General features: G+C 33.1%; 11 protein-coding genes. 8 read left to right on the top strand and 3 right to left on the bottom strand.

Going from position 1 to position 13,615, the window contains the following annotated elements; genetic code table 11:
* Positions 1–64: 64 nt before the first annotated feature.
* On the bottom strand, positions 65–3,919 hold the full coding sequence (locus tag LNQ49_RS01035; RefSeq protein WP_229986941.1) for a M43 family zinc metalloprotease: 3,855 nt from the start codon (positions 3,917–3,919) through the stop codon (positions 65–67).
* Positions 3,920–4,345: 426 nt separating this feature from the next.
* Positions 4,346–5,191, bottom strand: coding sequence for a helix-turn-helix domain-containing protein (locus LNQ49_RS01030; protein ID WP_229986940.1), 846 nt, complete (start codon positions 5,189–5,191; stop codon positions 4,346–4,348).
* A 98-nt stretch (positions 5,192–5,289) separates the two neighbouring features.
* Here LNQ49_RS01030 and LNQ49_RS01025 point away from each other — a divergent pair, with 98 nt between their 5' ends.
* The 8 genes from LNQ49_RS01025 (at position 5,290) to LNQ49_RS00990 (ending at position 12,700) form a co-directional block, all read left to right on the top strand.
* Positions 5,290–5,577 (top strand): acetolactate decarboxylase, encoded by a 288-nt coding sequence (locus LNQ49_RS01025; protein ID WP_229986939.1) that lies wholly within the window; start codon positions 5,290–5,292, stop codon positions 5,575–5,577.
* Between the two features lie 30 nt (positions 5,578–5,607).
* Positions 5,608–6,816 carry an L-dopachrome tautomerase-related protein gene (locus tag LNQ49_RS01020; protein ID WP_229986938.1) on the top strand — a complete coding sequence of 403 codons (1,209 nt, stop codon included), beginning with the start codon at positions 5,608–5,610 and terminating at the stop codon, positions 6,814–6,816.
* Positions 6,817–6,848: 32 nt separating this feature from the next.
* Positions 6,849–7,205 (top strand): hypothetical protein, encoded by a 357-nt coding sequence (locus LNQ49_RS01015; protein WP_229986937.1) that lies wholly within the window; start codon positions 6,849–6,851, stop codon positions 7,203–7,205.
* Positions 7,206–7,507: 302 nt separating this feature from the next.
* A complete protein-coding gene (locus LNQ49_RS01010; protein ID WP_229986936.1) occupies positions 7,508–8,458 on the top strand; it encodes a polysaccharide deacetylase family protein in 951 nt (316 codons plus the stop codon).
* Between the two features lie 12 nt (positions 8,459–8,470).
* The gene (locus LNQ49_RS01005) at positions 8,471–9,484 is read left to right on the top strand and encodes a zinc-binding alcohol dehydrogenase family protein (protein WP_229986935.1); all 1,014 of its coding nucleotides are present in this window, start codon (positions 8,471–8,473) and stop codon (positions 9,482–9,484) included.
* An 11-nt stretch (positions 9,485–9,495) separates the two neighbouring features.
* Positions 9,496–10,602, top strand: coding sequence for an alkene reductase (locus LNQ49_RS01000; protein ID WP_229986934.1), 1,107 nt, complete (start codon positions 9,496–9,498; stop codon positions 10,600–10,602).
* A gap of 236 nt (positions 10,603–10,838) precedes the next feature.
* Positions 10,839–11,699 (top strand): hypothetical protein, encoded by an 861-nt coding sequence (locus LNQ49_RS00995; RefSeq protein WP_229986933.1) that lies wholly within the window; start codon positions 10,839–10,841, stop codon positions 11,697–11,699.
* A 179-nt stretch (positions 11,700–11,878) separates the two neighbouring features.
* Entirely contained in the window at positions 11,879–12,700 is an 822-nt protein-coding gene (locus tag LNQ49_RS00990) for an alpha/beta hydrolase (RefSeq protein ID WP_229986932.1), read from the top strand.
* A gap of 135 nt (positions 12,701–12,835) precedes the next feature.
* Here the strand turns inward: LNQ49_RS00990 and LNQ49_RS00985 are convergent, their stop codons facing one another.
* Positions 12,836–13,300, bottom strand: coding sequence for a DUF1810 domain-containing protein (locus LNQ49_RS00985; protein WP_229986931.1), 465 nt, complete (start codon positions 13,298–13,300; stop codon positions 12,836–12,838).
* Positions 13,301–13,615 lie beyond the last annotated feature (315 nt).

Below are 13,615 nucleotides of genomic sequence, written 5' to 3'. Positions count from 1 at the left end.
AACCGTTGAGAGAATTTCTCTCAACGGTTTCAATTTTAAACCTATTTATGTTATGTTGGCAAATTTAATTTATCAATAATTTTTTGCTTTGTTTAAAAGCGCCGTCAGTTAGGATAACATGATAAATTCCTGTTGGCAAATTTTTGACAGTATAACTTGATGTATTTCGAACAGTATCGATTACATTTCCGTTATTGTTGTAAATAGTAATTACAGCATTTGCACTATTAATGTTTTCAAAAGTAAAGTTTACTACGTTGGTAGCTGGGTTTGGAAACATAGTAAATGATTTATTTTCATTTAAAGCCTCATTGGCATCAGCTCCTGCAAGTGGAAGTGTTATGTCAAGATAACTACTCCAGTCACTTGTTCCAGCAGCATTAACTGCTCTAACTCTAAATCTATAAGCAGTTTCTGTTCCTTGTTTTGGAATCCATAAATAGTAAGTTGTTGATGTACCTACATTTGCCCATCCTGTTGCCGCTTTGTATAATTGTACCTCATAGCTTGTAGCATTTGTTACTTGTGTCCATGAAGCATAAAATCCTGCAGCGTAAATTCCTGAGTTACCAATGTTTGTTGGAGTTGCAAGAGTTACCGGATTAGGATTTGAAGGGCCAAAAGTTACTGTGTAATCTTCCACTTCACCATCACCTATACTTCCGCATACAGCTGTAGGGTTTGAGTTGTATTTCATTACAATACGCATTCTAGTTGATCCTGTTGCATTATTTTGTACTGTAAAATTCCCTGTAACAGTTCCGTTTGACGAAAGTCCATTGATAACTTTCTCTGATGCTTCGAATGTATTGTTTTTGTTATAATCGATCCAAACACCCCAAGATTCTGTGTAATTTGAACTTGCAAAACCAGGAGTAAGACTAACTGATGTGCTTGTGTTTGGAGTTAATGTAATGTTTTTTGAAACATAATTTCCGTATCCTGAAGTATCGGCACCAGATGTATTTGTAAAACTTCCAATTACTATATCTTTAATGTATTCGTATTGATTTGCTCCATTGGCAGCACAATAGGCACCAGTTCCCGCAATAACAGCGGTAGCAACATTTGAATAATCTGAATACGTAGTGTTTGCATTTGCTCTTACTTGGTATGTATAGGTGCTTCCAGCAGTTAATCCAGTGTTGGTGTAGGTAGCTATATTTGCACCAAGTGTTGCAATTACACTATAAACTCCATCAGTAGAAGCTCTTTCTACGCTATATCCAGTTTCGTTTGTTGCATTATCTGTCCATGTTAAAACAGCTTGAAGTGTTGTTGAATTGGCAGTAGCTACCAAATTAGTAGGTGCTGCAACCGTTGTTCCGTTTGTTGCTCCTGCAATAATAGCTTCAAAAGGTTTGCTGTTGTAGGCATAATCAGTAATAGAATAACCGTCTCCGTTGGCTGCTACTTTTACTTTGAACCAACCGTAACAAGTTCTTCCTCTACTAGTATATTCAAAACCTACATATCCTGTTTGATTATCCCAAGTTGTGTATGCTGCAGTGCGTAAATCTAGTTGGTCAGGGTAGGCTCCGGGTGTTACAAATACACTTGAGGCACCAATAGAAGTTCCTGCAGCTATTTTTGTAATATTTCGTGTGCCTGTTTGTCCAACTAATCTTTTTCCATAAGTTTCAATTTTTAGCGCATTGGCTGCATATCTCCATGCACCATATTCTGTGTTATCACCAATTCCTAAATTGATATAATCCCAAGTAGAAGTAGAAGAAACTACAAAATCAGGGTTGTCTACATAAACGATTCCGTATGGAGCATCAAATTTTATGTTTATGGTTTTTGCAGCATTATCTAAGGTTATTATTCCTCCAGTTATTGCAGCATCTTTGAATGTAACTACAATAGCAGCATCATTGGCTGGCAAATGGGCGTTGGCTTTTCCTGTAAAAGTAAGAGCTACTTTTGAGTTGCTTTTTAATGTCAAAACTGCTGTTAAACCTGCTGGAACTCCAGAGATTGTATAATCTGTACCAGCAGTAAATGTTCCTGTACTTTTTGTGAATGTTCCATTATTAGTTGATAGAGATATTTCTGTACCAGTTGTAATTCCGCCATCGTTAGCATCCGCTTCGTATAATGTGTTTGCTGATAATACCACTGCTGTTTTTGCTGTCATTCCTGTATAAATCGAACCTCCAGGTTGTGTATTATAAGCATATTCAGAAATAGTATATCCATCACCATTAGCAGCAACAGTTACTTTGAACCATCCATAACAAGTTAAACCATCAATAAGGTAGGTAAAACCAACATAGCCAGTTTTTCCGTCCCAATTGGTATAACTAGCTGTGCGTAAATCTAACTGATTTGGGTATGCTCCCGGAGCAGTAAAGTTACTTGTAGCGCCAACTTGTGTATTTGATCCAAGTAATGAGATGTTTTTTGTTCCCGTTTCGCAAACTAATTTTTTTGCATAAGTTTCGATTTTCAATGCGTTTGCTGCAAATCTCCAACCTCCAAAAGCAGGATCGTCCCCTTTTTCTATTTCAAAATACTTCCAAATTAATGCTGATGACACAGTTACGTCTGGCATATCAACAAAGAAAATCCCATAAGGATTTACAAATTTAAGATCGAAATATAAGCTTGTACATGATAAACCTGTTGTGCCGCCTGTAAATGCTGCTGGTAAAAAATTAATTGCTCCTTTAGTATTATTGGCAACTAAATGATTTGTAGCTTTTCCCGTTAGTGTAACAGTTATTTGAGAGTTTGAATTTACAGTAAGTATTGGTGTAATTCCTGCTGGAAAAGTATGAGTAAAATGTGTTCCTGCAATCATTGTTCCTGAACTGAGAGCCAGTGTTTTTGTTCCTGATAGCGTAATTACTGAAGAGGTATCAAAAGAACCATCATTTGGAACAGCTTCTTTAAATGAACTCGCATTTACTGTCAATAAGCTACCACTGTTATTTACTCCTGTTGCTACTAGGTTGCTTTCTTGCCATAGTGTTTTTCTTGCGGGATGTTCTAATGCTGCGAGCATCCGATCAATTTGTCCTTGAGTGTACATTTTGTAGCATCCTTGCGCTCCATTGTAGCCCATATAATTTTCATTGTTTACTCTATCGCCATTACAATTTGTCCCTTGAGTGCAGGCTAAAGTGTGCAGACCATCTTCAAGAGGAGTATCGGCTACTTCATCTGTACCTGTACAACCACCTTCAAAGGTGTGTATTAGATTCAAGAAATGCCCAAACTCATGTGTTAATGTAGCCGAAAACTCTTTGCTGTATGAGTTGTCATATAGGTAGGCTCCATTAAAAACAACTCTTGCCGTATTGTTAGCTGTCATTCCAGAGTCTGGATACCAAGCTACTCCAGAGTTGTTAAGTGCTCCATCTTGATATAAATCATTTTGGATATACACGTTCATATATTTTGTGTTGTCCCAAGCGTCGGCAGCAATTTGGTCATCGTATCCGCCACCATTACCATAACCGTTTTTGGCAGCATGAAAAACAACTCCAGAAGTACAACCTCCGCTTGGATCTATTTTTGCAAGCTTAAATTCGATGTTTAGTGTGCCTCTTCGGGCTTGAAAAAATGGATCTACAGTTGCATAATCAGCATTACGTCCATTAAAATCATCATTAAGTTGAGCTAGATGATTTACTATTTTCTCATAAGTAACTGTTTTTCCGCTTTGAATATCTCCATAAATGTGGAATACTACTGGAATCACATAAGATGTTTGTAATAATTTGGAAGTTTTAGACTTCCTTTCTGCACTGAATTTTTTACTAAATGCATCAAAATTTTGTTTTTCCTTCAATGCATTAGGATTCTGTTTGTAGATTTTGTCATTTTCTTCTTTTGCTTTACAAGGGAGCCCTTGCGCACTTACTTTAAGAATGAAAATGAACGCCATAAATAATAATAATTTTGGTTTCATAGTTTTTTGGGGTTTGTTAATAATGCGACCAAAGTTATTCGTATAGCTGAAAAAATGATTGTACTATTTTATTCTGTTTTGATATCAAATAATCCAATAAATTAACTCTAAAATTACATTAAGTGTTTTTATTATCTTAATTATGTAAGTTTTATCTATTATTTTTTATGTATTAATGAATAAAGAATAATTCAGAAACTCCTTAAAATGCTCGAGTTTTGTTATAAAACGATAGATTGGGGGTCAATTTGTTTAAGAAATGTGCTCGACTTTAAATTTAGATTCCTATTTTAAAAAGTAGCGAATATAAAAAGACTAGAAACTCAAAGCATTGAATTTCTTTAACTTAAGGTAGATGTAAATAATAAAACAGAAATTATACTCTTGTTTACTAAATAAGAGGAGAATAGTTTTATTTCAAAGATATTATGGCTTCATAAATCCAGTTGGACTTACTTTCTTGTATTTTTTATATATTTTATTAAAATGACTTGCATCTGTGAAGCCTAGCTTGGCAGCAATTTCATTTATGTTATGGCGACCGTTTTTAAGTAATTGATCGGCAGCTTTAAGCTTTGTTTGAATAATATGTTGCTGAATAGAAACGCCACTATGTTTTTTTACATATATACTAATGTAATTAGGAGACATAGCAAATAGTTCCGCAATGTTTTCAATGCGCATTTTTTCTGAATCAAGCGCATGCAAACGGGTATATCCCAGAATTTGATTTAGTTTGTCAAGTTCAGTATTGCTTGGGCATTGCTCTCCGTGCTTAGAAGTTGAATGACTTCTTGCAACCATCATCATTACTGCTCCAAAAAGCTCTAATACAACTTCTCGACTATAAGCACATGTTTTAGTAAATTCTATTAATAGTATTTGTAATAAGCTAGAAATGTGTTTTTTATCTTCTTTGTCTGTTAATAAAGACCCATCTATTGCAGATGGATTTTGCAAAAGCACTTTGATTACTTCCATCCATTTTGCTGTTTTACCACCTTCAAGTTTTTCAATAAAAAGCTGTTCAGTAAACTTTATAAAAATGAAATTGGTGTTTTCTTCTATTTCAAATGAATGTGAATCTTCAGGTCTTAGTAAAAAGGCATCTCCCTCTTTATAGTTAAACATAGTATCGTTTAGAATATGATTACCACTTCCTTTTTCTATAAAAATGAATTCATAAAAATTATGCTTATGTATTGGAAATTCCCATTTATCAAGCTGCAGGCGAAATACATTTAAAGAATGATAGCTAGTAAAACGTTTCATATAACGACAATTAATTTGTACAAAAATACAATGAAAATCTACAATAGATCTCATTTGTTAAAAAATATCTTTGTTTCTATAAATCAGAAAAATACATAATGAGAAAAAAATTAACAACACTAGTTTCTTTTGTAGCTACAGCAAGTGCTTTAGTTGGTTTTTATAATCCTTCCTCTTTTGCGGCTATAGATTTATCGCCTTTTCACTTTCATTTTATATCTGATGACAAAACATTTGGCGGACATCTGGTCTCTGGGGATTTATCTTCTGCTAAAATAAAAGTAAGCATTGATGAAAAACCGGGTTACGAGGTTATTTTACCACAGCTAAATAAAAATTTTGATAAAGCATGGCCACAGCAAAATAAAAGTAAAAGTTCCTACTGATAACTATTTGAATAATTAAATAAATAAAAAATGATACGATTAAAATTGACAATACTGGTAGTGATAGTAATGAGTTTGTTTACAAATTCAATAAATTCCCAAAACACAAAGGAGATACAACATATTAAATTTGATGATTTGGGCTGGGAGCAGTTGGGTGATAAACTTCAGCGCAAATATGTATATGGTGAACAGGGAATGTTGGCATTATTTAAGATGGATAAAGGAACAGCTAGTTATTTTGGAAACAATAACAAAGCGAGCAATAATCTTGAAGTTGTAGCTGCGATGGATATACGCCCAGGCGATGTAGCTGTATCTGCTGAAGGTCGTGTTTTTGCAACGATACATCCATTGGGAAGTCAAAAGACACAGTTGGTTGAAATTGTAAATGGAAAAACAGTTCCATATCCTTCTGCTGCTTATCAGAAAAATGGCAAAAAAGCAAGTGACGCTACTTTTGATGCTATGTTGGGATTGATTTTTGATAAAAATAATCAGCTTTGGGTTGCAGATATGGGATTAGAACTCGGGAAAACGAGACTTTGGGCTTTTGATATTAATAAAAATACGGTATCTCAAAAAATTGAATTACCTGCTTCAGTTGCTCCAAAAGGAACTTTTGCTCAAGATGTAGCAATCGATGAAAAGAATAATTTTGCATACTTAGCAGATATTGCCAATCCGGGTATAATTGTACTTAATCTAAAAACTAAAAAAGTGCGTCGATTTAGCGGACATGCGTCTTTGCAAGCTGAGGATAAAGATATGATTATAAAAGGTAAAGTGATACATTTTGGAGGTAAGCCTGCTCGTGTTGCTATTGATCCAATTACGCTTTCAAGTGATAGGGAAACAATATTCTTTGGCGCAATGAATGGTTCATCATGGTATAGTTTGCCAGCTAAACTTTTAAGAGAAGGTAAAAATGATAGTGTAATTGGAGGCTCAATACGAAAGATTGGAAACAAGCCTTTTAGTGATGGTGCAATTACTGATTCTAAAGGAAACCATTATTTTACCAATTTACAAGAACATGCAATTACAAAACTGGACGCTACAGGCAAGTTGACTAACATTATACAGGATAATGAAAAAATAGTATGGCCAGATAATGTTTACCAAGGTCCAAATGACTGGATGTATATTTCGGTAAACCAACTGGATAGTTCTCCAGCTTTTACAGGAGCTACAGACGAAGGTAAGCCTCCTTATTATATTTATCGTTTTAAACAATAAAAAAGTATTTTTACAAATTAACACCTAAAAACATGTCTACATTTTTCAAGATTTCTGTTTATGCTGCTATAATAGCTTTGTTTACGTTAGGTTTAATTACTCTGAGCGATGTTTTTATTCATAGTAATCAACTCCGATTTCACATTATGACAATTATAGCTGCTATAATTTTTTTAGGTATGGCTCTTACGGGAATTACAATCTATAAAAACTTTAAAATCATCTATGAATATGTTTCAAGTACCGATGAACACAAATCAGTGCAAAAAGCCACAAAAAAAATGTTGTTTGTTTTTGGTTTTATCGCAATCATAATTACATTGTTCACTTGTTCGCTTTGTATGGGATTAATAGAGCGAATGAGTTCAGGAACGGCTTTGTTTGGTTAATTAAAAAATGATTATCCAATAAGTCATTCTCAAATATCAATTTAGGTACAGAAGGCACACAGTTATTTTTAGAATACTACTGTGTGCTTTTTTTGTTTTTACAAACTAAATAGTTTTAAACCAGTATTTTGTGTTTAAATTCACTTGTCTTTTAGGTTCTTTTTTATTCAAATAACACAAGAGATGAACTACCAAAAACAAAATAATCCTATTGATTGAAATTTACAATAATTCAATGATTTTTTACAAAAATATAAATAGGGAACCATTGTAACTTTGTTAAAAATTTTAAACCTAAAAAAATGAATTCAACTTTGTTAAGAATAATGGTACTGTCAGTTAGTATGTTGTTTGCTGTTTTATCTAGTGCGCAAACTAAAAAAGAAAATACAACTAAGAATTGGCCTAATGGTGCTCAATTAGTAATTTCGGTGTCTATGCAATTTGAAACCGGAGGACAGCCAGAAGGTGCTGAAAGCCCATTTTCGGGTAATCCTTTGCCAAAAGGGCAACCAGATTTGGCTGCAGAAAGCTGGTTTCGTTATGGAGCAAATGAAGGTATTTACAGAATGCTGGATTTATGGAAAAAATACAATATAAAGGTTACTTCGCATGTTGTGGGAGAAGCTGCAGTGAAGTATCCCGAATTAGCAAAAGCAATTGCTGCTGGAGGTCATGAAATAGCTGCTCACGGTTTGTCTTGGAGTAATCAATGGAATATGAGTTATAAAGACGAATTGGCATTTGTAAAAAAAGGAATTGATACTGTAGAATCTATTACAGGTAAAAGAGGAGTTGGATATAATGCAAACTGGTTGCGCAGAAGCCCAAATACTTTAAAGGTATTGCAAGAGCTTGGGTTTTTATATCATATTGACGATTTAAGTCGTGACGAGCCTTTTATTACTAAAGTGAACGGTAAAAATTTTGTAGTAATGCCCTATACACTTCGTAATAATGATATCGTAAATGTAGAAGGAAAACATTGGAGTCCTGATCAATTTTTGGCACAATTAAAAATGGAATTTGATCAACTTTATGAGGAGGGCGCTACCAAAAGAAGAATGATGTCTATTAGTTTTCATGACAGAATAGGAGGGACTCCTGCAATGGTAAAAGCAATGGATACTTTTATTCAATATACAAAAACTAAAAAAGGAGTTGTGTTTATGAGAAAGGATGATATAGCAAAGATGGTTCAAAACGATCCAAAAACACCAATTGATAACCCAGAAGAAAAATATAATAATTAAAACTATAAACTTATGAAAGCAATAGGATTTAAAAAGTCACTACCAATAACGGAACAAGATAGTTTTATTGAATTTGAATCTTTAAAACCAATACCTGATGCAAATGAATTATTGGTAAAAATTAATGCAATTTCTGTAAATCCAGTAGATTTTAAAATTCGTCAGAATAGCGCTGTCGATTCCCCTTTAGATACACCAAAAATTATTGGTTGGGATGCTGTAGGCGTAGTAGAAGCCATTGGTGATAATGTGAGCTTGTTTAAAGTAGGCGAAGAAGTGTATTATGCTGGTGATATTACTAAGCAGGGCAGCAATGCCGAGTATCAAGTTATAGATGAGCGTATTGTAGGTAGAAAGCCAAAGTCTCTTAATGACGAAGAAGCTGCCGTTATGCCATTAACCGGTTTAACAGCTTGGGAGATATTGTTTGATCGTATTCGCATAAGTCCTGAAAAGGATAAAGGCAAATCGGTTTTAATAATTGGTGGAGCAGGAGGAGTAGGTTCTATTGCAATTCAATTGGCAAAAAAAGTAGCAGGTTTAACTGTTATTGCTACGGCATCCCGTCCTGAGACTATTGCATGGTGCAAAAAACAAGGAGCAGATTATGTGGTTGATCACAAAAACTTAATTTCATCGGTTAGAGAATTAGGCTTCCAATATGTTGATTTTATTTTAGATTTTGTTGATACAAATTCATATTGGGATATAATGGTAGAACTTATTAAACCACAAGGGCATATTGCCTCTATTACAGGTAATAGTAATCCAGTAGTTTTGAATAAACTAAAGAACAAAAGTGCTTCATTCTCATGGGAATTAATGTATACTCGTTCAATGTTTCAAACTGATGATATGCAAGAGCAACATAATATTTTAAACAAAATTGCCGATTTATTAGACAACGGAATCCTCAAAACAACTCTAAACGATACACTTATTGGTTTATCGGCTGACAATTTAAAAAAAGCGCATCAGCTTTTGGAATCAGGTAAAACAATTGGAAAGATTGCTATAAAATTTTAAAAAATAAGAAAATGGATTATCAAGAATTATTTAAAGAATATGATTTAGAAGGAATTACATTGCAGAATCGCTTTCTGATGGCACCAATGACTCGTTCTAGAACTACACAACCCGGAAATGTTCCCAATGCATTAATGGCGGAGTATTACGCACAAAGAAGTATGGCAGGTTTAATAATTACCGAAGCAACACAGGTTTCAATACAAGGAATGGGCTATGCAAAAACACCAGGAATTTACAGTCAAGAACAAATTGACGGTTGGAAATTAACAACTGCTGCTGTACATAAAAAAGGAGGTAAAATATTTCTTCAATTATGGCATGTAGGCAGGGTGAGTAGTTCTAAGGTTAATGGACTGCAGCCTATTGCGCCTTCGGCATTGAAAGCACAAAATACCCATGTCTATATTTTTGACGGTGCACCAAATGGAGATGCTACTTTCATACCTGTGGATGAACCTAAGGAAATGGACAAAACAGATATAGAAAATGTAATTAAAGAATTTGCTCAAGGTGCTAAAAATGCTATTGCTGCAGGCTTTGATGGTGTAGAAATTCATGGAGCAAATGGGTATTTAATAGATCAATTTTTGAGAAGCAACAGCAATAAGAGAACTGATGAATATGGAGGTTCTAAAGAGAATCGAATTAGGTTGTTAATTGAGATTTCTAAAGCAGTAGTAGAGGCAATTGGGAATGAAAAGACAGGAGTTAGACTTTCTCCTTTTATAAGTTTTAAGGATATGAATGATCCTGAGATATTGGACACTATCATGTTAGCTTCAGAAGAATTGAATAAATTAGATATTGCATATATTCATCTTTGTGAAGCCGACTGGGATGATGCACCCCAAATTTCAGATGACTTTAGAAAAGAACTTCGAACTAAATTTAAGAACACTATCATCGCAACTGGTAATAAAACACCACAATCGGGAGAAAAATTAATAGAAAACAATTTGGTTGATTTAGTTGGTTTTGGAAGAAAATTTCTAACCAATCCAGATTATCCTAAAAGAGTGAAATTAAACACTTCTCTAAATGAAATATCAGACAATCACACCTTATTTGGCGGTGGTACAGAAAGAGGGTATACTGATTATCCGTTTAGTATATAATCAAAAAAATAGAATAATTTTCAATTGGTAATTTGGTAGCTAAAGCCACTGTTCATCCTATATAAATACTAGTTTTATGTAGGATTTAAATAAAAAAACTTTTAATTTTATGCTATCAATTTATGTACAAATAACACCATTTTAAAACAATTACAAGCGTGACTATTGTCTTGTTGGAGAGTCTTGTTAGATTAATATTAATTGAAGTATAGTTCTTAAATTTTAATCTTAAAAAAATGAAAAAATCTGTTTTAAAGAACATTGTCTTTTTTGTAATTCTATTATGTAGTGTAATTACTGTATCTGCTCAGGATAAAGTCGATACTGTAGTTATGCTAAACGGTGAGAAAAAAGAAGGTAAAGTTGTATCGGTAAAAGATGACGCTATTAAATTTGTATACAAAGGCGAAGCACTTGAATATGAGTTTAAAAAATCAGAAATAAATGTAATTGTATTTGCAAGTGGCAGAACAGAAGTAATCAATAAAGGAGGAAATTCTAGTATTGCTTCATCACAAGTTCCAGCAACAGGCAGAAAAGGTAAAATAGCCATATTGCCTTATGAATTCATAACAAATGACCCTTCTCTTAATGCTAATTCTATGGCAGAGCAACTACAGGCAGAAAGTTATCTGTCTGTTAAAGAGAATACTTCTGGTTTAGAATTACAGGATCCAATTACAACAAATAGTTTATTGGCAAAAAATAATATCACACATGCCAATTTAAAATCTATTAGCCCAACAGAAATGGCAGCGTTATTAGGTGTTGAAAATGTATTATACGGAATTGCTAACGTAACAAATAAAGGAACTTCATCTTATGGAAGTGGTGTTACAAGTTATAATGATAAAGAAACACAGAATAAAGAGGGGAGAAAAGAAACTACTAAATCATCTGGTTCAGCATACAACTCTAACAATGCTACTACTATGATTAATTATGACACCAAAATCAATCTAAATATTTATAACGATAAAGGAGCTAATTTATATTCAGAATCAAGAAATTCTTTTGGAACTGGATTCGATGCCTATCATGCTACAATTAACTATTTGATAAAACGTTGTCCCTTTGGAGTTAAAGCAAAGCATTAATATAGATTAAAGCATAAAAGAGCGCTACATAGTATTCTTTGTTATTTATGATTTTGTAATATACGCATTGCAGTAACCTGCTCAAATTGCATGCGCGTAAGTTTTTTTATGGCATCAACATATGTAAATGTTTTTGTTTTTTTTACTTCATTTCTTTGTCTTTCAATAAAAACAAAGAAATGAAAACATTACTTACAACAGCGTTATTACTTGCATTATCATTAACTATTTCTGCTCAGGATATTATTCATAAAAAAGTATATAGTACTAAAATGGATAAAGAGATTGAGACAGTTATTATTACTCCTAAACTCAAAAAAGGAGTATCCTATAAAACCGTTTATTTATTGCATGGTTATAGCGGAAACCCTGATAGAACTTATAAAAAAGATATTCCCGATCTTGTTAGTAAATCAGAAAAATATCAAACTATTTATGTATTACCAACTGGTAATTTTAATAGCTGGTATGTAGATAGTCCAATCAATAAAACGTCACAATATCAAACCTTTATTGGAAAAGAGCTAGTTGAATATATTGACGCTAATTATCCAACAATCAAGGATCGAAAATTTAGAGGAATTTTAGGTTGGAGCATGGGAGGATATGGAGCAACAACTATTGGTGTTACTTATCAAAATAGTTTTTCGATTGTAGGCAGTACGTGTGGAGCACTAGATTTTAATCGTTTTGGTGAAAATTTTCATAATTATCAAGTAGATAAAGTTTTGGGAGAGTTTAAAAGTTTGCCAAAAGAATATTTTGCATTCAATAAAATTGAACAAATGCAAAAATCAAATCAGTATTATATTCTGGATTGCGGCACTGAAGATGAGCAAATGATTGAGATGAACAGAGATTTTCATAAACTCTTGAACAATCAAAAAGTAGAACATCTTTATATTGAATCTCGCGGAGGACACGATACTAATTATTGGAGTAAAGCATTATCAAATCAATTAGCATTATTTGAAAACTATTTTGGTACTGAAAAATTATAAATTATGTTGTTTTTAAGGTATACTAAACACCATATTTTAAAGGATAATTCATAAAACTAAAAAGACACTACAGATTTGCGATTGCAAATACGACGTAGTGTCTTTTTTGAGTAAATAATCTATTGTAATGTTGTACTATGACAACACAGTTGTTTCAATAGACGCCGTTATAATTGAATTAATAATGGACAAGGTAAGTGGATCTTGCTCTCCTGAAAAGAAGGCATCCAATACTTCTTGGAAAATTGGATTACTGTTTTCTACCAAAGTAAAAAGTGTCATCGATGAGCGTAATTTTCGCGCTTCTAATTCTCCTAGAATTGATTCAGCAGATTTCATTTTGAAAGTCAATATCAATTCCGAAATCTCGATAAGGTGTTTTCCTAAAATAGGATGTGCAATAAATTCTGTTGCTTCTTTTAAATCTGTAATAGCATAAAATTTGGCAGTATCACTAGTTCCTAATCCCGCAATTTGAGGAAAGATAAACCACATCCAGTTCGTCTCTTTTTTCCCTTTTTTAATTTCAGAAAGAGCGGTAAGATAAAGGTGGTTTTGTGCTTCTAAAAAGCGGATTAAATCATTGTTTGAATATGCCATTGTAATGTTAGATTGTGTAAAAAAAGGGTGCAAAAGTATTAAAAAATATAGGCAATTCCTAATGAAAGATTCAGACAGTGTGCGTTTTATGACTAAGTTGCGTAATATCTTACTTAAATTGACTTGGGTTATAACTTCTGTTTGTAGATGAAATTCTACAATCCAATATGTCCAATTATTATTTTTTATTATCTCATTTCAGGCCTAATTTTAAGCATTTATTTATTGGCTTTTTTTGTTAAAAAACGCATTGAATATCTGGCTTTGGTAATTTATACATATCACATTATTCTTTATGATTTTATTACAAAAATT

This window comes from Flavobacterium pisciphilum (assembly GCF_020905345.1).
GTDB classification, from domain to species: Bacteria; Bacteroidota; Bacteroidia; order Flavobacteriales; family Flavobacteriaceae; genus Flavobacterium; species Flavobacterium pisciphilum.
Note: the sequence above shows the minus strand (reverse complement) of the source record. Positions and strands in the feature narration are given on the sequence as shown.